23 protein-coding genes and 3 tRNA genes are annotated in these 19,743 nt (G+C 63.9%); 11 read left to right on the top strand and 15 right to left on the bottom strand.

The features are described from left to right. On the top strand, positions 1 to 265 hold a 265-nt coding region (locus tag E1809_RS06155; protein WP_133203353.1), incomplete at its 5' end, for an IS30 family transposase. A gap of 64 nt (positions 266 to 329) precedes the next feature. Here the strand turns inward: E1809_RS06155 and E1809_RS06160 are convergent. Next, positions 330 to 1,121: an IclR family transcriptional regulator gene (locus tag E1809_RS06160; RefSeq protein WP_235835478.1), complete on the bottom strand. Its 792-nt coding sequence runs from the start codon at positions 1,119 to 1,121 to the stop codon at positions 330 to 332. 186 nt (positions 1,122 to 1,307) lie between these two features. Between E1809_RS06160 and E1809_RS06165 the strand changes: the two genes are divergently transcribed. The 3 genes from E1809_RS06165 to E1809_RS06175 are packed head-to-tail and all read left to right on the top strand — an operon-like array spanning position 1,308 to position 3,948. Continuing rightward, positions 1,308 to 2,021: a CoA transferase subunit A gene (locus E1809_RS06165; protein ID WP_133203355.1), complete on the top strand. Its 714-nt coding sequence runs from the start codon at positions 1,308 to 1,310 to the stop codon at positions 2,019 to 2,021. Between the two features lie 26 nt (positions 2,022 to 2,047). Beyond that, entirely contained in the window at positions 2,048 to 2,731 is a 684-nt protein-coding gene (locus E1809_RS06170) for a CoA transferase subunit B (protein WP_133203356.1), read from the top strand. Beyond that, the gene (locus tag E1809_RS06175; RefSeq protein ID WP_133203357.1) at positions 2,728 to 3,948 is read left to right on the top strand and encodes an acetyl-CoA acetyltransferase; all 1,221 of its coding nucleotides are present in this window, start codon (positions 2,728 to 2,730) and stop codon (positions 3,946 to 3,948) included. Before E1809_RS06170 ends, E1809_RS06175 begins: the two co-directional genes overlap by 4 nt. A 37-nt stretch (positions 3,949 to 3,985) precedes the next feature. Here E1809_RS06175 and E1809_RS06180 read toward each other — a convergent pair whose 3' ends face one another. Beyond that, positions 3,986 to 4,564: a GlcG/HbpS family heme-binding protein gene (locus E1809_RS06180; protein WP_133203358.1), complete on the bottom strand. Its 579-nt coding sequence runs from the start codon at positions 4,562 to 4,564 to the stop codon at positions 3,986 to 3,988. 161 nt (positions 4,565 to 4,725) lie between these two features. Between E1809_RS06180 and E1809_RS06185 the strand changes: the two genes are divergently transcribed. The 5 genes from E1809_RS06185 to E1809_RS06205 are packed head-to-tail and all read left to right on the top strand — an operon-like array spanning position 4,726 to position 8,910. Then, on the top strand, positions 4,726 to 5,898 hold the full coding sequence (locus E1809_RS06185; RefSeq protein ID WP_133203359.1) for a sensor histidine kinase: 1,173 nt from the start codon (positions 4,726 to 4,728) through the stop codon (positions 5,896 to 5,898). Beyond that, positions 5,895 to 6,521 carry a response regulator gene (locus tag E1809_RS06190; RefSeq protein ID WP_133203360.1) on the top strand — a complete coding sequence of 209 codons (627 nt, stop codon included), beginning with the start codon at positions 5,895 to 5,897 and terminating at the stop codon, positions 6,519 to 6,521. The genes E1809_RS06185 and E1809_RS06190 overlap by 4 nt, the downstream gene beginning before the upstream one ends. A 51-nt stretch (positions 6,522 to 6,572) precedes the next feature. Further along, on the top strand, positions 6,573 to 7,139 hold the full coding sequence (locus tag E1809_RS06195) for an HdeD family acid-resistance protein (RefSeq protein ID WP_133203361.1): 567 nt from the start codon (positions 6,573 to 6,575) through the stop codon (positions 7,137 to 7,139). Between the two features lie 60 nt (positions 7,140 to 7,199). Next, entirely contained in the window at positions 7,200 to 8,006 is an 807-nt protein-coding gene (locus E1809_RS06200) for an exodeoxyribonuclease III (RefSeq protein WP_133203362.1), read from the top strand. A 34-nt stretch (positions 8,007 to 8,040) separates the two neighbouring features. Next, positions 8,041 to 8,910 (top strand): hypothetical protein, encoded by an 870-nt coding sequence (locus E1809_RS06205; RefSeq protein WP_133203363.1) that lies wholly within the window; start codon positions 8,041 to 8,043, stop codon positions 8,908 to 8,910. Here E1809_RS06205 and E1809_RS06210 read toward each other — a convergent pair. The 5 genes from E1809_RS06210 to E1809_RS06230 form a co-directional block, all read right to left on the bottom strand. After that, positions 8,885 to 10,003: a LacI family DNA-binding transcriptional regulator gene (locus tag E1809_RS06210; protein WP_133203364.1), complete on the bottom strand. Its 1,119-nt coding sequence runs from the start codon at positions 10,001 to 10,003 to the stop codon at positions 8,885 to 8,887. The genes E1809_RS06205 and E1809_RS06210 overlap by 26 nt on opposite strands. Positions 10,004 to 10,122: 119 nt before the next feature. Further along, the gene (locus tag E1809_RS06215; RefSeq protein ID WP_235835479.1) at positions 10,123 to 10,395 is read right to left on the bottom strand and encodes a hypothetical protein; all 273 of its coding nucleotides are present in this window, start codon (positions 10,393 to 10,395) and stop codon (positions 10,123 to 10,125) included. Beyond that, positions 10,392 to 11,258 carry a carbohydrate ABC transporter permease gene (locus E1809_RS06220; RefSeq protein ID WP_407921054.1) on the bottom strand — a complete coding sequence of 289 codons (867 nt, stop codon included), beginning with the start codon at positions 11,256 to 11,258 and terminating at the stop codon, positions 10,392 to 10,394. The genes E1809_RS06215 and E1809_RS06220 overlap by 4 nt, the downstream gene beginning before the upstream one ends. A gap of 5 nt (positions 11,259 to 11,263) precedes the next feature. Then, entirely contained in the window at positions 11,264 to 12,283 is a 1,020-nt protein-coding gene (locus E1809_RS06225) for a carbohydrate ABC transporter permease (RefSeq protein ID WP_133203366.1), read from the bottom strand. A gap of 87 nt (positions 12,284 to 12,370) precedes the next feature. Then, a complete protein-coding gene (locus tag E1809_RS06230) occupies positions 12,371 to 13,651 on the bottom strand; it encodes an ABC transporter substrate-binding protein (protein ID WP_133203367.1) in 1,281 nt (426 codons plus the stop codon). Positions 13,652 to 13,778: 127 nt separating this feature from the next. On the opposite strand from E1809_RS06230, the gene E1809_RS06235 reads away from it, so the two are divergent. Next, positions 13,779 to 15,629 carry a glycoside hydrolase family 13 protein gene (locus E1809_RS06235; RefSeq protein ID WP_374102673.1) on the top strand — a complete coding sequence of 617 codons (1,851 nt, stop codon included), beginning with the start codon at positions 13,779 to 13,781 and terminating at the stop codon, positions 15,627 to 15,629. A gap of 33 nt (positions 15,630 to 15,662) precedes the next feature. Here the strand turns inward: E1809_RS06235 and E1809_RS06240 are convergent, their stop codons facing one another. The 8 genes from E1809_RS06240 to E1809_RS06275 form a co-directional block, all read right to left on the bottom strand. Beyond that, complete coding sequence (locus E1809_RS06240; RefSeq protein WP_133203368.1) at positions 15,663 to 16,274, bottom strand: hypothetical protein; 612 nt, start codon at positions 16,272 to 16,274, stop codon at positions 15,663 to 15,665. Beyond that, positions 16,271 to 16,876: a DUF6286 domain-containing protein gene (locus E1809_RS06245; RefSeq protein WP_133203514.1), complete on the bottom strand. Its 606-nt coding sequence runs from the start codon at positions 16,874 to 16,876 to the stop codon at positions 16,271 to 16,273. The genes E1809_RS06240 and E1809_RS06245 overlap by 4 nt, the downstream gene beginning before the upstream one ends. A gap of 143 nt (positions 16,877 to 17,019) precedes the next feature. Beyond that, on the bottom strand, positions 17,020 to 17,400 hold the full coding sequence (locus E1809_RS06250) for a hypothetical protein (RefSeq protein ID WP_133203515.1): 381 nt from the start codon (positions 17,398 to 17,400) through the stop codon (positions 17,020 to 17,022). Then, on the bottom strand, positions 17,400 to 17,591 hold the full coding sequence (locus tag E1809_RS06255; protein ID WP_028265653.1) for a DUF2273 domain-containing protein: 192 nt from the start codon (positions 17,589 to 17,591) through the stop codon (positions 17,400 to 17,402). The genes E1809_RS06250 and E1809_RS06255 overlap by 1 nt, the downstream gene beginning before the upstream one ends. Continuing rightward, positions 17,588 to 18,061 (bottom strand): Asp23/Gls24 family envelope stress response protein, encoded by a 474-nt coding sequence (locus E1809_RS06260; protein ID WP_374102672.1) that lies wholly within the window; start codon positions 18,059 to 18,061, stop codon positions 17,588 to 17,590. The genes E1809_RS06255 and E1809_RS06260 overlap by 4 nt, the downstream gene beginning before the upstream one ends. Positions 18,062 to 18,233: 172 nt before the next feature. Next, positions 18,234 to 18,309, bottom strand: a tRNA-Phe gene (locus E1809_RS06265). A 50-nt stretch (positions 18,310 to 18,359) separates the two neighbouring features. Continuing rightward, positions 18,360 to 18,433: transfer RNA gene (locus E1809_RS06270), tRNA-Asp, on the bottom strand. Between the two features lie 84 nt (positions 18,434 to 18,517). Beyond that, positions 18,518 to 18,590, bottom strand: a tRNA-Glu gene (locus tag E1809_RS06275). Between the two features lie 228 nt (positions 18,591 to 18,818). On the opposite strand from E1809_RS06275, the gene E1809_RS06280 reads away from it, so the two are divergent. Then, positions 18,819 to 19,727: a DMT family transporter gene (locus E1809_RS06280; protein ID WP_133203369.1), complete on the top strand. Its 909-nt coding sequence runs from the start codon at positions 18,819 to 18,821 to the stop codon at positions 19,725 to 19,727. Positions 19,728 to 19,743: the final 16 nt, after the last annotated feature.

Raw genomic sequence — 19,743 nt, forward strand, 5'->3', positions numbered from 1 at the left:
CTCCGAAATGGCCGGACACAAAGCCTTCACCATGGCCACCGACATGCAGGTCTACTTCTGCGACCCCGCTAGCCCCTGGCAACGCGGCTCGAACGAGAACACCAACGGCCTGCTGCGCCAATACTTCCCCAAAGGCACCGACCTGTCCGTCTACGGACCCGAAGACCTCGAACACGTCGCCCAGGAACTCAACGGCCGCCCACGCAAAACGCTCGACTGGAAAACCCCAGCCGAGCGCCTACGTGATTTACTACTAACCACCTAACCACCAAGTGTTGCAACGACCCCTAGAAACCGCCAATCTTAGGGGGTGTTAGGTGTACACAAACTCAAGTGGGGTCGGGCCGGGCGGAGCTGATTTTGTGGGCTTCTTCCATGAGCAGCTTGCCGAGGAATTCTTGTCTTTCGGGGCGGAACCTTGGTTCGATGCCGGTCAGGGACAATGCGCCGACCGGCCTGCCCAGAGCATCGAAAACGGCAGCCGCCATCCCCCAACTGCCTTCGAGGACCAACCCCGGATTCACCGAATAGCCGGTCAGCCTGGTCCTTTCCAGGCTGACCCGGACAATCTCCAGTGAGTGGCCCGTGGCGAAATCCCCCGCATGCTGTTCCCAGCCGGACAAAATGGCGTCCTGTTCATCCTCTGGCAGGAACGCCATCATCGCCGTCCCGGCCGAAGCAACTCCGAGCGGAAACCTCACCCCCTCGTGCAGGACGAAGGAGCGGACAGGGAAGCTCCCTTCCTCGCGCAGCACGCAAACCGTTTCATTGCCGCGTCGAATCGAATAAAAGGCACTTTCACCGGTTTCCTCGGCCAAGCGACGCAGACTGGGCCGGGCAAGGTCTTCGAAGGGGAACCGGGCCGCGGCCACAGAGCCCAGCAGGAACATCTCCGGGCCAAGGATCCAGTTTCCGGTCTTGTGGTCGTGGTCGAGGAGGCCTTCGGCGGCCAGGGATGTGAGCAAGCGGTAGACGGTGGGACGCGTCAATCCCGATTCGCGAACCAGGCCAGCGATGGACATGCCCTCCGGCTTGCGCCCGACGAGGCGCAAAAGCCCCGCTACGCGACCAACGACTTGCGCGCCCTGGACGGGCGCGCCTTGAACCTGCCGAGTCGCCAAAATGACCCCTTTCAAAAAATCCTCCACAATATGGACACTCTCAACGCTACCGTCCACACTGTGCCGTCGGCCAGCCAAAACCAAGAATCGGGCCATTGACCACCAGAACTAGCACCCCTAGGCTCCTTTCCCAGAACACGTGTCCACAAAGTGGACTCGCAAGCGACTCAACGACGAGGAGAACCTATGGCCAGACTCCAGCACAGCGCTGCCGAGGCCTTGCATGACATCCTGCGCGACGGCCAGACCCTGGCGGTCGGCGGCTTCGGACTCAGCGGCATCCCTGCCGACCTGATCGAGGCCGTCCGCGATTCCGGCGTCCAGGACCTGACAATCGTTTCCAACAACATGGGAATCGACGGCAAAGGACTCGGAATCCTGATCGAAGCCGGCCAGGTCCGCAAGGTCATCGCATCGTATGTAGGCGAAAACAAGCTCTTCGCCGAGCAGTACCTTTCGGGCCGGCTCGAGGTGGAGTTCACTCCCCAGGGCACGCTTGCCGAGCGGCTTCGCGCAGGCGGCGCGGGCATCCCCGCTTTCTACACGCGGACCGGCGTCGGAACCTTGGTGGCGGAGGGGAAGCCGCTCGAAGAGTTCGACGGCGTCACTTACGTCCGCGAGCGCGGGATCGTTGCCGACGTCGCACTCGTCCACGCGCATACGGCGGACACGGACGGCAACCTGATCTACCGCTATACGGCCCGGAACTTCAACCCCTTGGTGGCAACCGCCGGCAAGGTGACCATCGCGGAGGCCGAGGTGATCGTACAGCCGGGCGAGCTGGATCCGAACCACATCGTGACGCCGGGCGTCTATGTTCAGCGCCTCGTCCAGGCAAGCAACAGGACGAAGGACATCGAGCAGCGCACCGTCCGGCCCCGCGCAGCAGTCCCGGCCTAAACCCAGCACAGTAAAGGAGCACAACCATGGCATGGACCCGCGACGAAATGGCGGCCATCGCGGCCCGGGAACTCAACGACGGCGACTACGTCAACCTCGGCATCGGCATCCCCACGCTCGTTGCCAACAACCTGCCCGACGGTGTGCGGGTTGTCCTGCAGAGCGAGAATGGCCTGCTGGGCATGGGCCCGTTCCCCTATGAAGGCGAAGAAGACGCCGACCTCATCAACGCCGGCAAGCAAACCGTCACAGTCCTTCCAGGCGGCAGCATTTTCGACTCGGCAACGTCCTTCGGCATGATCCGCGGCGGGCATGTGAAGGTCGCGATCCTCGGTGCAATGCAGGTTTCCGGAACCGGTGACCTCGCCAATTGGACCATCCCGGGGAAGATGGTCAAGGGCATGGGCGGGGCCATGGACCTGGTGGCGGGGACTCCGCGCGTCGTGGTCCTGACGGAGCACAACGCCAAGGACGGCACGGCGAAGATCGTCCGGGAGTGCACCCTTCCACTGACGGGCCAAGGGGTGGTAGACCGCATTATCAGCGACCTTGCGGTCTTCGATCTCCTGCAGGCAAAGGACGACGACGGCGGGCGGCGCCTCGTGCTGACGGCCCTCGCGCCGGGGGTCACCATCGCGGAAATCCAGGCCAAGACGGAAGCGGCGTTCGACGTGGAACTCCGGCAAGACTACGAAGGAGAAGCAGCATGAGCCTGAAGGAACGCTTCGGCAAGGACGTACTCCTCACGGGTTGGGGACACAGCAAGTTCGGCAAGCTCAGCGACGAGACGCTTGAGTCATTGATCGTCCGGGTGTCCACGGAGGCGATCGCCAACTCGGGCCTCGAACCGCGGGACATCGACGAGATTTACCTCGGGCAATTCAACTCGGGAATGATGCCGTTGGGGTTCACGTCCTCGCTCGCCCTGCAGGTGTCCCCGCAATTGGCCAACGTGCCGGCGACACGCACCGAAAACGCCTGTGCCTCGGGTTCGGCCGCGTTCCAGCAGGGCGTGAAGTCCGTGCTGGCCGGCACCGCCCGCAACGTCCTGGTGATCGGCGCGGAAAAGATGACCGACGCCGGAGCAGACGTTGTGGGGGCCGCACTGCTGGGAGCATCCTACGAAATGGCGGGGAAGCCGTCCACCACGGGCTTCACGGGACTCTTCGCCGAAGTAGCCAAGCACTACGACAAGCGGTACGGAGGTGGCATTGCTCAAGCTGGACAAAGCTACGCGAGCCTCGGCGACGTCCTCGGTTCCATTGCCGCCAAGAACCACCACAACGGCATGGATAACCCGTACGCGCAGATGCACCGGGATTTCGGCGAGGAGTTTTGCCGCACGGTTTCCGAGAAGAACCCGATCGTCGCCGAGCCGCTCCGCCGCACCGATTGCTCGCCGGTGTCCGACGGCGCCGCCGCCGTCGTGCTTTCCCTGGGGCCGTCGTCGGGCGCTGCTACTGAACCCGTACGGTTGGCGGGCTTCGGGCACGCGAACGACTTTTTCCCGGCGGAGCGCCGCGACCCCACGGAGTTCACTGCCACTCGCGCTTCGTGGGAGCGGGCGTTCGCGATGGCCGGCGTCGGGATCGACGAGTTGGACTTCGCTGAAGTCCACGACTGCTTCACCATCGCCGAGTTGATCATGTACGAGGCCATGGGACTCACGCCGCGCGGCGAAGGCGCCCGCGCTGTACGGGAAGGCTGGGTCTACAAGGACGGCAGGCTGCCCGTCAATGTGTCCGGCGGGCTCAAGGCCAAAGGCCACCCCGTTGGCGCGACCGGCGTCTCGCAGCACGTCATCGCCGCGATGCAGCTCACGGGAACGGCGGGCGCGATGCAGCTGCCGCGCGCCCGCCGCGGTGCCGTGCAGAACATGGGCGGCGTAGGTATCGCGAATTACGTGAGCATTTTGGAGGCCGTCTAGCCAGCTTCTAGTTCGAGGAGGCGCCCCCTCAAGTTTCTTACTTAGCCGCGAGTACCGCTGCTCCGGCTGCCGCGCATGCTTCGTCGAGTGCGCCGTCCGGGGCACCCCCGACGCCGATCCCGGCCACCGAAACACCGTTCACCTTCAGCGGCACTCCGCCGGCGAGGAAGAGGGTGCCGGGCAGGTCGTCGATCGACGGTCCGTTGCCGTTGATCCGCTTGGCGAGTTCACTCGTGGGGGCGCCGAAGGCGGCAGCCGTATAGGCCTTCTGCTTGGCGGCTTCGATGGTGTGCTCGGCGGCGTTGTCGCCCCGGAGCAGTGCCTGGACGGTGCCGAAACGGTCGACGACGGCCACCGTCACGAACGGAAGCTTGTCCGCCTGGCACTTGGCCAAAGCTGCAGTCACGGCTTGGCTCGACGCGCCCACGGTGATGCGGTTCTGGGGGACGACGTTCTCCGCGGACGGATTGACGTCGACGGCGGTCGCGGCCTTCGCGACGGCGGGCGCGGCACTCGGGGCGGATGGCGTCGTGGCATTCGCGACGGCGGTCGCTCCGCCGGTCAGGAGCATTGCTCCGGCGGCAGCGGCGGCGAGGATCTTGTTGGACTTCTTCATGGCGGTCCTCCGGGAGGTCGGCAGCAGGTACAGTTCAATGCTCCCGACCTGGCTCAACGGGCACATCGGGCGCCCGGCTCTCCCCGGCTCATCCTTTCCGCTCCGGGTATCAGCCAAAAGGCGGAGAGACCCGCAAGACGAACCCGCCTAGCATTGGAAGAATGCCGGCCCGCTCGAACAATTCCGTTTCCCACCCGATGAGGGAGCGGATCGACACGGCCGTGCACCTCAGCTTCGCCGTGCTCATGGTCGCCTCGGGCGTGCGCTACGTCCTGCGGCACAGCCCTGCCGACAACCTCGGGACGATCGCGTTGGCTGCTGCCGTGTGTGTCCTTTACACCGTGGTGGCCGTGCTCGCCAAATGGCGCCAGCCGTGGCTGTGGTGGATGATCGCCCTCGTTCTTTCGTGGGCCGTGCTGGTGATCGCCGCGCCGAGTTTCGCGTGGTGTTCCTTCGCGTTGTTCTTCTTGTCGCGCGTCGCCTTCAGCGGCTGGATAGCGTACCTGGCGGGCGGCGTGACGGCGCTCGCCACCGCCGTCGGACTGTTCCGCCTCAGCGGGGACACCGACGTCGCCATGCTGCTGGGACCGCTCGCCGCCGGCGTCTTGCTCACGATGGTCTACGACAGGATCGAGCAGGACGCCGCGCTTCAACGGCAACTGCACGCCGAAGTCTCCCAAGCGCAGGAACGCCTCGCCGCGAGCGAGCGCGAAGCCGGGATCGCGGCGGAACGCGAGCGCGTTTCCCGCGAAATCCATGACACCGTCACGCAAGGGCTCGCAAGCAGCCTGCTCCTGCTCGAGGCGGCGCGACGCTCGTGGCCCGAATCGGGGGCGAAGGCGGAGATACAGAAGGCGGGCACCCTCCTGCGCCAAAACCTGGCGGATACCCGGAGCCTGGTCCATGAGCTCTCGGCCGCCGGCCTCGAAGGCGGACCGCTACCCGAAGCCCTGGAACAGGCAGCCCTGCAACACCTCGATTCGGTCCGGTTCCACGTAACCGGCGTGCCCCGACCCGTCCCGGCAGACGTCCGGCACGCATTGATGCGCGTCACCCAGAGCGCCGCGGCGAACATCAAGCGCCACGCCCACGCCGGACAAGCCAGCGTGACCCTTGGCTTCCTTCCCGGTGGGGTCACCTTGGACGTGTTCGACGACGGCCGCGGCTTCGATCCCGCAGCGGTACCTCCGCCGTCGGAACAGGGAGGGTACGGCCTGCGCGCCATGAGGCAACGGGTCGAACAACTGGGTGGCGTGTTCTCGGTGGAGAGCTCCCCGGGCGAAGGAACCGTCGTGGCCGCGCAGCTGCCCTTGCCTCCGGAGGAAAACCCATGAAGCCGATCTCCGTCCTCCTCGTTGACGACCACCTGGTAGTCCGGAGCGGACTCAAGGCGCTCCTGGGCACCCAACCGGACATCGCCGTCGTCGCCGAAGCCGCTTCCGGCGAGGAAGCGCTCGCCGCAGCCCAACAGCACCCGGCCGACGTCGTCATGATGGACCTCGCAATGGGCAACGGGATGGACGGAATCGAGGCGATCAAGCGCCTGCGCCAAGCCAATAACCGGCAGGCGGTGTTGGTTTTCACCACGTACGATTCCGACGCCGACATCGTCAGGGCCGTGGATGCCGGGGCCATGGGGTACGTCCTCAAGGACGCCGCACCGGATGAGATCTTCGCGGCGGTCCGGGGTGCGGCTCAAGGCAAGAGCGTCATGAGCGCTCCGGTGGCAAGCAAGCTTTTCCAACAGCTTCGCAACCCGGACGAGGTCCTCACGCCGCGGGAAGCCGAACTCCTCAGCCTCCTCATCCAAGGCCTCAGCAACCGCGAACTCGGCAAGCGGCTGTTCATCTCCGAGGCCACGGTCAAAACCCATCTGGCGCATATCTACGCCAAGCTCGGCGTCGAAACCCGGGCCGCCGCGATCGCCGTCGCAATCCGGCGCGAAGGGATGCGCTAGCAGTTCCCGCAGCCCCTTCACCAGCTACCCGGCCGGGTCTAAACTGACGCTATGTCCGACCTCGCAGGGCGCAAGTTGTTCAAGCATTCCGGAACGGCACTTCTGTTCCGGGGAGTTTTGGCCATTTTCCTTGGCCTTCTGATTGCGTCCCTACCGGTCGCAACGGTCTTCGCACTCGTCTATGTTTTCGGTGTTTGGGCCATCACCGACGGCCTGACCAACATCGCTCATTACTTTTATGACCCCGCGCGGCATTCGCGCTGGAGCATGATCGGCGGCATCGTCTCGGTGGCCACCGGACTCGTGGCCGTCGCTTGGCCGGGCATCACCGCAGCGGCATTCGGCGTACTCATCGGAGTCTGGGCTTTGGTCCTCGGCGTTTCGCAATTCATCCTCGCAATGGACGCGCGTGCCAACATCAGGGGATGGTGGCTCTGGGTGGCCACAGCACTCGTCACGATCCTCTTCGGGCTCTTCGTGCTGATCAATCCCGCCGGCGGATTCCTGAGCGTCGTCGCCTTGCTGGCCACGTATTCCGTGGTCGCCGGGGTGCTGTTGATCGCCTCCGGCGTCAAGCTCCGTAGGCGCGCCGCGAGGCCCCTGCTGCTGGCCGGGTAGCCTCCGGAGCAATCCGCCACAGGGGATGCGTTCGCTCCCAAGTTCGGTAAGTTAGTGGCTGTGAAGATTGCTACCTGGAATGTGAACTCGCTCCGCGCCCGCGCCGACCGCGTGGAGGCTTGGCTGCAGCGCAGCGACTGCGACGTCCTCGCCATGCAGGAAACCAAGTGCAAGGACGACAACTTCCCGTGGGAACTCTTCGAACGCATGGGCTACGAAGTTGCCCACTTCGGTTTGAGCCAATGGAACGGTGTGGCGATCGCTTCCCGAGTAGGGCTCGACGACGTCGAGCGCACCTTTGTTGACCAACCCGCCTTCGGAAAGTCAGGCAAGGATCCGCACCAGGAAGCCCGTGCCATCGGTGCGACGTGCGACGGCATGCGGGTGTGGAGCCTGTACGTCCCCAACGGGCGCGCCTTGGACGACGAGCACATGCCGTACAAGCTCAAATGGCTGGACACCTTGAAGGGCCACGCCGCGAACTGGGTGGCCGAAGATCCCGAAGCCCAAGTGGCGCTCATGGGCGACTGGAACATCGCGCCGTTTGATGACGACGTTTGGGACATCGACTTCTTCCGGGCCAACGCGATGACCCACGTCAGCGAACCCGAGCGGGAAGCCTTCCACGCGTTCGAGGCGGCCGGCTTCAAAGACGTCGCACGCGAATACACTCCGGGTCCCGGCGTTTACACCTACTGGGACTACACTCAATTGCGCTTCCCCAAGAAGGAAGGCATGCGCATCGACTTCGTCCTGGGCTCGCCGGCACTGGCCGCCCGCGTCACGGGCGCCTCGATCGACCGCGAGGAGCGCAAGGGCAAGGGTGCCTCGGACCATGCTCCCGTGATCGTGGAGCTCGCGGACTGAGGAAGCTGACAAACACGGAGGAGGCGGCCCTGCGATGAACGGAAAGATCTACGGGAGTCAAGCGGGGCTGCCGTTCTCGTCAGCCCTGCGCGTCTACGAACCGATCGAAGCCTTTCCCGAGGAGCAGCGCCAACAGCTCGTCGCGAACGGCAATCGTGGAGGTTCGCGGGCCGCCGTCGAGAACGCCGAGCTGCTCGCCTCCCTGGGCCGCGTGACCCGGGAAGGCGGCGACCCCTTTCCCACGGGCAGCACCGATCTGGTGCGGATAACGCGCATCCCGTCTACTGACCGGAACGATCCCGACGGCGGGCGGCTGCTTTATTGCCCCAGCCAACTTGTCATCCGGGCCGGGCTTGCGGCGAACGCCCTCATGGAAGGGATCCACGGTCCGCTCGCCGAGCTGCTCATCCCCGTGGACCAGCGGGACCGGCATCAAGCCCGGATCGACCGAATCAACGCGAGCCATGACGCGAAGCGGGTTCACACGAGGGCCTCCACCTGGGGCATCCCGTTCAGCTGGTTCTCGCTGTTCCAGGAGTCGGACCGCAAGGACGTGGTGGAATCCGGAGGCCGGATCCTCACAGTGCGAATCTGGGCTTCCCTCACCGATGCCTTGGACCGGGCACGCTTCGCCGTGGCCAATCTTGCCCTCGCCGCCCCCGACCTCGACATGCTGGACGACCTGACCCAGCTCACCGAATGGCTCGAGCTGTTTCACGTTCAGTCGATGGTCGAGCTCGACTACGGCGCAGTGGCGGACAAGGTTTACCCGGACGAATCGCCCATGGACGTCCGGCTTGGCATCGAATGCCTGGCCGAAGGGGACATGACCGGGGCTGCCGCGGCGTACCGCAGGCTGGCTTCCCGCTGGATCCCGATCAGGCAGTTGGCGCGGGCTTCCTAGTTGCTTGGTTTTGGCCAGTTCGGTGGGCTTCGGCTGGCGGGGCGGCGCACGGCGGCGCCGTAGTTTCACGGATGATCAGGCGGTGGGGCGCCTTCATGGACCTGACTGATCCCGCCGCGCCGCCCAATTCGTCGAGCAGCATGCGGGTGCCAAGCTGGCCCTGTTCAACCGGGTCCTGGGCTACCGTGGTCAGGCCCATGGCTTCGGCGAATTCGTGGTTGTCGATGCCGATGATGGACAGATCTTCCGGAACCCGAACGCCACGGCGACGTGCCTGCAGCATTGCGCCCATGGCCATTTCGTCGGAAGCACAGAAGAGCGCGGTGGGCTTGGGGCCGGGCTTGTTCCACAGCTCGTCAAAAGCTTGCTGCCCGCTGCCTACCGTGAAGTTTCCAAAGATATCCCATTCCGGCGGCATCGAGAAGCCCGCACTGGTCATGGCATCAGTGAATCCGTCCACGCGGAGCCGAGGCACTGTGAAGTTCAAGTCTGAATCGTCCTGGCCATGGAGGAGGGCGATCTCCCGGTGGCCCAGGTTCAACAAATGCATGGTGGCTTCCACGGAAGCCGCATAGTCGTCGATGCCGATGCTGGGACAATCCTCCACCGGCCCTCCGACGATCACCAAGGGGATGTCGATCCTTTGGAGGTCGGCAATTTCCTCGGACGTCAAGGACATGCAAAGGACCAGGAGGGCATCGATCTGCTTATAGACCATGGTCTTGCTGAACAGCCGTTCCCGCGCGCCGCGCTGGCCGCCCAGGTTAAAGAGGGAGAGGTTGTAGCCGCGGGCATGGAGTTCCCGGTCCACTCCCTCGATGGCCTTGAAGAAGAACCAACGATCGACGTACGGTGCCAGGACGCCGATGGTCCTGGTGCGCCCCGTGGCGAGTCCCGACGCCGACGACGACGCGACGTAGCCGAGCTCTCCCGCAACCCGCAGGATCTTTTCCCGGGTTGCGGGAGACACTCGGGGAAGTCCCCGGACGGCCCGTGAAACCGTGGCCGTGGAAACGCCCGCGGCCTTTGCGACGTCCTCAATGCTGGCGCCCGCGTGGCCGCCACGCTGGGATCGTTCGCTTGTCTTAGCCACTCAAAGCCCCCTCAATTATTCAGTTCGGAAGCCGAGGGTTCCTTCCCAGACGGCAGACAACCAGAGTATTCCGGCTGATCTCCCTTAACCGATTCCGTAAACATTGTTTCGACGGCTGCTCACCTGATGCGCCTGGTTGTCCGTGCGGGGAGCCGACGGCGAAGCCGAAGCATCCCCCACAGTGCCAGCAATAGTGCCAGCAGGCCCAGGGCCCAACCCAGGGCGGGCTGGGACGTGAGCTCGGCGGCCACGGTGATCACCAGCAGGACCAAGGCCCAAAAGCCGAGGAAACCTATCACGAGGTCGAAATCTTCCGCCGATTGCACTCGCGTGTGCCGCTCCTTGGCCGGGCTGCCGATGGGCGGCCCGGCCGAATCCGGAGTTTGCGTCATTTGACGGCGCCTGCGGTCAGGCCCGCCACGATCTTGCGCTGGAAGATCAGCACGAGGATCACCAGTGGAATCGTCACAACTGTTCCGGCTGCCATGACGGCGGTGTACGGCTCCTGGTGGGCCTGGGCACCCGCGAAGTAGGCGATAGCCACCGTAACGGTCTTGGTCTGGTCGTTGGATAGCTGGCTCGCGATGAGGAACTCATTCCACGAGGCGATGAACGCCAGGATGGCTGTGGTGAACACGGCAGGCGCCGCAAGCGGCATGATCACCTTGCGGAATGCCTGGCCCTGGGTGCAGCCATCAATCCGGGCTGACTCCTCCAGCTCCCACGGCATTTCCCGGAAGAAGGAGGTCAGGGTGTAGACCGTCAAGGGGAGCACAAACGAGATGTTTGGAATGATCAGCGCCTGATACGTGCCGTACCAGCCGATGTTGGTGAACAGCTGGAACAACGGCGTCACCAAGGCCACGCCCGGGAACATCGATGCCCCGAGGATAAAGCCGAGGACCAGGAACTTGAAGCGGAATTCGAGCCTGGACAAGGCATACGCCGCGAACACCCCGAAGAGCAAGGCAACCACGGTGGTCACTCCTGACACCAAGAGGGAGTTCAAGAGGTTGCGGCCGAAGTGGTTGCCCAGGTTTTCAGAGAACACCGTGGTGAAGTTGTCCCAGGTGACGTGGGTGAAAAAAGGCGTCGAATCGAAGGTGTATCCAACGTCGCGGAACGCGGTCACAATCATCCAGTAGAACGGAATCAAGCACCAGATGAAGATAATTGCAGCGCTGATGTACGTGCGTCCGTTCGCCCAGCGTTCCCGCCGTCGGGCTGCCGTCTTGGGCGCGGTGTCAATGCTCACGGCGGTCATTTTTCCTGCCCCTTGGTCTTAGGTGTGGCTGAGGCGACAGCGTTGGCTCCGAGGAAACGAACGAAGATGAACGCAACGAGGAAGATAATCAAGAAGGTGATGGTGGACAAGGCCGCTGCTGAATTGAATCCTTGACGGATCTGTTCAACCACCAGGATGGACAACGTTGTTGTGCCGTTCGAGCCCTGGGTCATGATGGCCGGGAGGTCATACATGCGCAGTGCGTCAAGGACACGGAACAGGACAGCCACCATGAGTGCCGGCTTCACCAGCGGCAAGGTGATCTGCGTGAAACGCTGCCATGCCGACGCGCCGTCGACCTTCGCGGCTTCGTACACTTCTGCCGGGATGATCTGGAGGCCCGCCAAGATCAGGAGGGCCATGAACGGCGTCGTCTTCCAAACGTCTGAAATGATGATCGCCCAACGGGCTGGCCACTCGCTGCCTGTCCATAGGATCGCCGTGCCGAAGAGCTTGTTGGCGATTCCGTCGAAAGCGAAGATGAAGAACCACAGCTTCGCGGTCACGGCCGTTGGAATGGCCCACGGAACCAGGACAGCAGCCCGAAGTGCACTACGACCACGGAAAGTCCGCGCCATGATAATGGCCATCCAGAATCCCAGGACAGTCTCGAGGACTACGGTGACCACCGTGAAGAAGAACGTCGTTCCTACTGCGTCCCAGAACTGGGAGCCGAGCGTGCCGGGCGCACAGGCTGCGGAGCCACATTTCTGGGCCAACCAGTGGACGAAGTTGTCAAAGCCGGCGGCTCCACCCTGGACGAATACCTTGGTGACCGGGTCAAGACCCTGGTCCTTCTGGAACGCCATGACAATCGCGTTGACCACCGGGTACACGATGACGACGGCGAGCAACACCAAGGCGGGCGAAATCAACCAGAACGCCCACCGGCCTTGGGACGTGGCCGCCCGGTCCTGTCCTACTTCTTTTTGAACTTTTTTGGGTTTGGGGCTTGGTGTCTCTGGCGCCCGCTTAGGCTGCGCAAGGGTGGACATGTCCCCTCCTTCCGGAAATTGATAGCGTGCCCCTCGGGCGGCCGGTCGCTTGTAGCTCCAGCCGCCCGAGGTTTACTGGGGGTGTCGCTATTGGCTGGCCGAGTTGATGGCCGTGTCCATGTCCTTCAGTGCCTGATCGACGGACTTGTCACCCTTGATTGCCGCGTAGGCATTGTCCTGGATGGCTTTGGTGACCGCTGGGTAGAACGGCGTGACCGGGCGCGGCACGGCATTCGAAATCGAGGTCTTCAGCACCGGAAGGTACGGCAGCTGCTGGACCAGGGTCGGATCGTCGTACAAGGAACCCAGGACCGGAGCCAGCGAACCCTGCGTGGCGTAGAACTTCTCAGTTTCTTCGCTGGTCATGAAGGTCAGGAAGTCCTTGGCCGTTGCCTTGTGCTGCGAGTAGACGCTGACGGCGAGGTTGTGTCCACCGAGGGATGAGGCGCCGGGGCCATCCTTACCCGGGAGCGGGGCCATGCCGAAGGTGTCCTTCACCTTGGACGAACCGTCCGTCTTGGCGAGGTTGTAGACGTAGGGCCAGTTGCGCAGGAAGAGGAGCTTGCCGTCCTCGAAGGACTGCCTGCCCTGTTCCTCTTGGTAGGTGACGGCCTGGGTGGGGATGTTTCCGTTCTTGTAGGCAGCGACCAGGTTGTTTAGGCCAGCCTTGGCGGCGTCAGAAGTCACCGTCGATTTGCCGTCGTCACCAACGATCGTGCCGCCGGCCGAGTTGATGGCTTCAGCCGCGTTCACGGTGAGGCCTTCATACTTGGCGAACTGTCCTGCGTAGCAGTCGATGCCGTTCTGCTTCGCGATGGGGCACATGCTCATCATCTCGTCCCAGGTCTTGGGCGGGGTGGGCACGAGGTCCTTGCGGTAGAAGAGGATGCCGCCGTCAGAGGTCTGGGGTGCCGCGAACAGCGTGTTGTTGTACGTTGCCGTCTTGACCGTGGCAGGCAGCATCTTGGACGTATCGATGCTCATCTTGTCGGTGAGCGGTTGCAGCCAGCCCTTCGCCGCAAACTCGGCAGTCCAAATGACGTCCACGTCAACGACGTCGTAATTGGCGTTCTTGGCCTGGAAGTTCTGGACCAGATCGTCGTGCTGCTGGTCCGCCTGGTCGGACTGCTCCTTGAACGTCACCTTCTGGTCCGGGTGCGCCGCGTTCCATTTGTCGACGAGCGGACGGACGACATTCGAGTTGTCCTTGCCTTGCACGTAAGTGATCGGACCACGGCCATCGAGGTTGGCCGCGGCGTCGCCGCCGCTTGAGGCTGTGCTGCCGCCACCGCCGCCGCCACAGGCGGACAGGGACATGGCTAGCACGCCGGCGACAGCTACCGGCAAAAGGTACTTGCGTGTGTTCATGCTTGGAACTCCTCAGTGAGTGAACCAGGTTTTTCCGCAGTGCGGTTGATGTGGTGAGCCTCACACTAGTAAGGTTCCTGCTAGGAATGCAAGCGTTTACACAAAAAATGTCGCCGAGAGGATTCAAGTGCCGCACTCCCCGATCCCAACCCCCGGTTCGAGCATCTCCGCGTGGTGGGCGAGCGCCGTCGTCTACCAGATTTATCCTCGCTCCTTCGCCGACGGCAACGGGGACGGGATGGGCGACCTCGCCGGTATCACCGAGAAATTGCCCTACCTCCAAAGCCTGGGCGTCGACGCCGTGTGGCTCTCCCCGTTCTACAAATCGCCCCAAGCGGACGCGGGCTACGACGTCGCGGACTATCGCGCGGTCGACTCACGTTTCGGCACCCTGGATGACTTCGACGCCATGCTGGAGAAAGCCCACAACCTGGGCATCAAGGTGATCGTGGATCTCGTGCCGAACCACACTTCGGACGAGCACGCCTGGTTCCAGGAAGCCCTCGCGGCCGCCCCCGGCTCACCCGAACGCGAGCGCTACATGTTCCGTCCGGGCAAGGATTCCGTTCCCGGTTCCGGGGACGGGGACCTGGCACCGAACAACTGGAAGTCCATCTTCGGCGGTCCCGCCTGGACCCGCTTGAAGAACGACGACGGCACCCCGGGCGAGTGGTACCTGCACCTTTTCGACACGAAACAGCCGGACCTCAATTGGGAAAACCCGGAGGTCCACGACGAAATGAATTCCGTGCTGCGGTTCTGGCTGGACCGCGGAGTGGACGGATTCCGGGTGGACGTTGCCCACGGCTTGGTCAAGGAAGCCGGACTTCCGGACTGGGAGGGCGCCGCTGCGATGGTCGAGGGCGGGTCGGCCGCCCCGGGCGTCCACAGCGAAGACGTGGAACCGCACACGGCGCACTCCCACGCCGGTTCGGTCGCGACACCCGCCGGGAGCACCGCCGTCGAGCACCAGGTCAAGCCGCCGCTGGATCCGCCGTCGCCCTATTTCGACCAGGACGGCGTCCACGAGATCTACCGCGAATGGCACAAGGTCCTTGCCGAATACGACGGTGACCGCATGTTGGTTGCCGAGGCTTGGGTGGAGCCGGCCGAGCGGCTCGCGCGGTATGTCCGCAGCGACGAAATGCAGCAGGCGTTCAACTTCGATTTCCTCCTGGCCGGTTGGGACGCCGAACGCATGTCCGAGGCGATCGAGCTCTCGCTGGATGCCGCCGGTTCCGTGGGCGCACCGTCGACGTGGGTCCTAAGCAACCACGACACCGTCCGCCACCCAAGCCGCTTCGGCCTGGAAAACCCCACCACGTTCCCCAAGGGCATCGCGGCACAAGACGAACAGCCCGACGCCGATCTCGGCCTTGCCCGGGCACGCGCGGCATCGATGGTGTCCTTTGCCTTGCCCGGTTCCGCCTACCTGTACCAGGGCGAGGAATTGGGTCTTCCTGAGCACACGTCGTTGCCCGACTCAGTGCGTCAGGACCCCAGCTTCTTCCGCACAGGGGGCGTGGAGCGCGGCCGGGATGGTTGCCGGGTGCCTTTGCCGTGGAGCTCGGCCGAGCCAGGGTTCGGGTTCTCGCTCGCGTCGCCGGACGGCGCAGCACCCGCCGCGTCGCCCGCCGAACCGTGGCTGCCGCAGCCCGAAGCCTTCGGTGAGCTGGCCGCGGACCGCCAGGCCGGCGTCGAAGGTTCCACGCTTGAGCTGTACCGCTCCATTCTTGAGTTCCGCAGGGCCAGGAAATTGGGTTCGGGTACCTTCACGTGGGCCGAAGAGCATGATCCAGCCAATGGGGTCCTGGCATTCCACAACCGCGACGTCATGGCAGTGGTGAACATGGGCTCCACTGCGCTGCCTGTGCCGGACGGCTTCCGGGTGGAGCTCTCCAGCAGTGGCGCCGGGAGCGGTTCGAACGCGCGGGATGGCATTGCGCCGAATAGCGCGGCGTACCTCGTTTCGCTGTAGCCCGCTAAACGCCCCTCGCGGGCATTCCACGGCTCAGCGGACGCGCTCGGCCTTGCTGAATCTCGCGCGTGCGCCCGCTCCGATGTGGATCACGACAGGGGTTTTGCGGCCCACCACCATATCCAGTGCTTCGACGAGCCTGGAAATGTCGTCAGCCAATGCGTGTGGCGCGACGCCTTGGCGGGGTTGGACCCTGATTTTGAGTCCCGGAATTCCCCTGACGTCGAAAGTGGCGACGGTGATTCCGGCGAGGTCCGTTCGTTCCGCGAGCGCGGCTTTGAGTGCTTGCTCCGCGAAGCTTCCGCCGATGCTGACGCTGCCGGGGGTCCGGGTGTCATCGTATTCGGAGACGAGGAGGTTGGCCCTGCCCTTCCCCTGCTGGGCGACCCAAGCCACCATCAGCACGATCAGGACAATCATGATCGCCGCCGCAGCAACCCACAGCCAGCTCTCCTCGCGCCCCGGAATGCGGGTCTGTTCCGAAAGGAACTTCGCGTGATCCCATACCCCTGTTGACCAGTCGCGCCACCAACTGCCCACCGCGGGAACCGTCGCGAGCAGCACCAAGAGGATCCCGATAACCAGCAATGTCAGTCCGAGAATGCCGATCAGGATGCGGTTGAGTACGTGCGGAGTGCCGTTCATGCGCCAATCACCCCCGAGGTTGCCACGTTGACACGCACTGAGGGCATGGGGAAAGGCGACATGGTCCGGAGTTCGTCTTCGACGGCCGCGAGGATGCGCTCCTCGTGCAGGGGTATCCCGGAGGTCGGCCGCACGTTGACCACGACGTACCGCTTCGACACCACCACCATGACCTGTTCCTGCGTAACGTTCGCCGCTGTCCTTGCCGACCGTGCGAGGGCGGAGGCTATGACCTCGTCATCCACCACCACACCGGCCCTCGGGTCCTCCAGAAGGTGCCGGGACCTCCGTCCCGGCAGGATGGCGTTCAGGAAGAAAATCAATCCCACCATGGCCACTACGGCGCCCAATGAACCCAGCAGCAACGGGGATATCCCCGCAGGCAAGGCCGTGAGGCGTTCCCCCGCCGTCTGGGGGTCGATGAGCCACGGCGGCTGGCCGAGCGCACGCAGCGCGGACTCGAACAGCGCGTAGACGCACGCGGCGATTACAAGGACCGCGGCGACCCCGGCCATCCCGGCACGCGAAGAGCGCGATTCCCGCCGAAGCATCCGTGGGAGTCCGACGTCGATCCTGTCCCCTTCCGACGCCGGTACTGGCACCCCGGGCGCCTGGGTGTCGTTTGGGTGCGGATCGGCAAAGTCCGGTTCGGCAAAGTCCGGTCCGGGGATGTGCGGATCCGTGGTTGGCTGCTGTGGGATCTTTCGTGCGGGGTTTCCGTGGGGCGCGTTTCTCTGCACATGGCTCACTGGACGCGGGCTCCTTCGGTGATGCGAGCGCCACTGATCCGGATATCCACCCGGCTAAGGGTGGAGCCACTGAGCTCCATCACACGCTCAAGGATGGTGGTCTTCGCCGTCACTGCCCGCTCCCACACTGATCCGCCGAACCTTCCAAGCCTCAAAGGATCCATCAGGACGTCAACTAGGGAAGGCACGCCAATCGGTGCGGCGATCGAGAGGGCCAAGAGGCCGTCGTCGTCCGACCATTCGGCGCGGACATCCTGCGGCGAGACACCGAGCGATTCCGCGGCGGCGGCCTGCGCCAAGGCGGTGAGTGCCTGGGTGCTGATCCGGTTGTGGCCGGCCATCGTGGTGGCGGGCTGCACCGCCTCAGCCGCGGACATCATGAAGACGAGCGCCGGCCGGTCAGTGCATCCAGGACGCTGCGAAGATCAAGTTTTCCGTCCGCAGCCCGGCCCAGGAGCGCACCAATGCCCATGAACAAAAGGGCAATCACGAAACCCCACAGCCCGAATTGGAACGCCATGAACGCCACAAAGGCGCCGATCCCGATTCCGACGACAGTCATGTTCACTGGAGTGGCTCCCTTTCCGCTAAGGCACCCTTTGTTCCGGCCTTGACGAGCGAGGCAACATAGACATCGTTGATCTCGACGTTGACCTCAATGACTTCCAATCCCACGAGCGACTCGACCGCCCTGTAAACCGCGGCCCGCACCTGGTTGGCGACGTCGTGGAGGGGGTATCCGTAAACGGCCACGAGGTTGACGTCCACGGCTACTTGGGTTTCGCCCACTTCGGCACGTACCCCGGCTGCATGGTCCTGGCTGCCGACGGCGTCACGGATGGCCCCGAGGGCTCGGGAAGGGGCTGAGCCAAGGGAATAGACGCCGGGAACTGCCCTCGCCGCGATGCCTGCAACCTTGGCGACGGCGGAATCTGAAATGATGGTGCGTCCGCTCCCGGGCAGCGCGTGGTGTTCCTCGGAAACCGGAACCCCCATGGCCTCCGGGTCAGGCGCGGCGAAGCTTTCCTGCTGTTCCATGTAGCCCTCCCCTTCTGTTGATTACCACCCTAGCGCTTGCCCCTGACAAGGCGGAGACAAAGGGGAATACAAAGAAGACGGAGCCCGTCGTGGCCGAACAAATTTCCCGGAAATTCCGGGTTTTGGTTTAAATGAAGAAAAGCGCCGGTTCCGAAGAACTGACGCTTCCCAGTGGTGGCTCCGACCGGCGTCGATCCGGTGACCTTTCGATTTTCAGTCGAACGCTCTACCAACTGAGCTACAGAGCCTTAGGTGACATTGTCACCATGATTGCCGGAATTTCTTCCGGCAATCAAAGCGACCCTGACGGGACTTGAACCCGCGACCTCCGCCGTGACAGGGCGGCGCGCTAACCAACTGCGCTACAGGGCCTTGCTTGTTTGCAGTATCTCTACTGCTTTTTTCAAGGCTTCCAGCCTACCAGACTTTTCAGACTGGTTTGACCACTTCCTTGCGTACCCCCAACGGGATTCGAACCCGTGCCGCCGCCGTGAAAGGGCGGTGTCCTAGGCCGCTAGACGATGGGGGCCTGGAACAATCCGAATTTGCGACAGGCAACAACACATTACGGTTTCCCGTGTGCTTTTCGCATCTCGCTCGTCCGAACTGGACTCTAAAACTTTAGAGCATAGGTGGGGATATTCCAAAATCGGCGCACGAGCAGCCGAATAACCGCTCCCCGATGTTGGCAGTTTCTTGCTGAAAGACGTCCGAATTCCGCCAGTCCGGAGCAGTCACGCCGGGCTAGATTGGCAGCATGGCCACAAGCACTCCAGTCACTCCGGCGACCACCAACTCCCGGACCATCAACAAGCTCGGCGTTGCCGCCGTCGTCGTCACCGTTGTCCTTTGGGCGTCTGCCTTCGTGGGCATCCGCGCCGTCGGACCCAGCTTCTCCCCCGGTTCCTTGACGCTCGGGCGGTTGGCGGTTGCCGCCGTCGCGCTCGGCATTGTGGCGCTGCCCAAGCTGCGCACCTGGCCGAAAGGCCGCGAATGGTGGCCGATCCTCGCGTACGGCGTCATGTGGTTCGGCGGCTACAACGTGGCGCTCAACGCAGCTGAACACTTGCTCGACGCCGGCACCAGCGCCATGCTGATCAACGTTTCACCCATTCTGATCGCCGTCCTGGCGGGCTTCATCCTGAAGGAAGGCTTTCCGCGCTGGCTGATCATCGGCAGCCTCGTAGCGTTCGGCGGGGTCGCGCTGATTGCGCTCGGCTCCGGTCAGCGTTCGACGGCGGACGTCGCCGGAGTGCTGCTGTGTCTCCTCGCCGCCGTCCTCGCCGCGGTGAGCGTGATCGTCCAGAAGCCCGTGCTGCGCAAGTTCCCGGCAGCGCAAGCGACCTGGTTCGGCATCATGGTGGGTGCGGTGTGCTGCTTGCCGTGGGCCGGCCAGCTTGTGGCCGAGGTGCAGGCGGCTCCACTTCCGGCCACGCTCGGGTTGGTTTACCTGGGCGTCTTCCCCACGGCGATCGCGTTCACCACGTGGGCCTACGCCTTGTCCCTGATTGAAGCGGGAAAGCTCGCCGCCACGACCTACCTCGTCCCGGGCACCACGATCCTGATTTCCTGGGCATTGCTCCACGAGATTCCCGGCATCTGGGGCCTCGTTGGTGGAATCGTCTGCCTCGTGGGCGTCGGGCTCACCCGGCGCAGGTCCCGCTAGCCACCTCGCCGGAAAG

Origin of the sequence: Arthrobacter terricola (genome assembly GCF_004354015.1) — a bacterium.
GTDB lineage: Bacteria > Actinomycetota > Actinomycetes > Actinomycetales > Micrococcaceae > Arthrobacter > Arthrobacter terricola.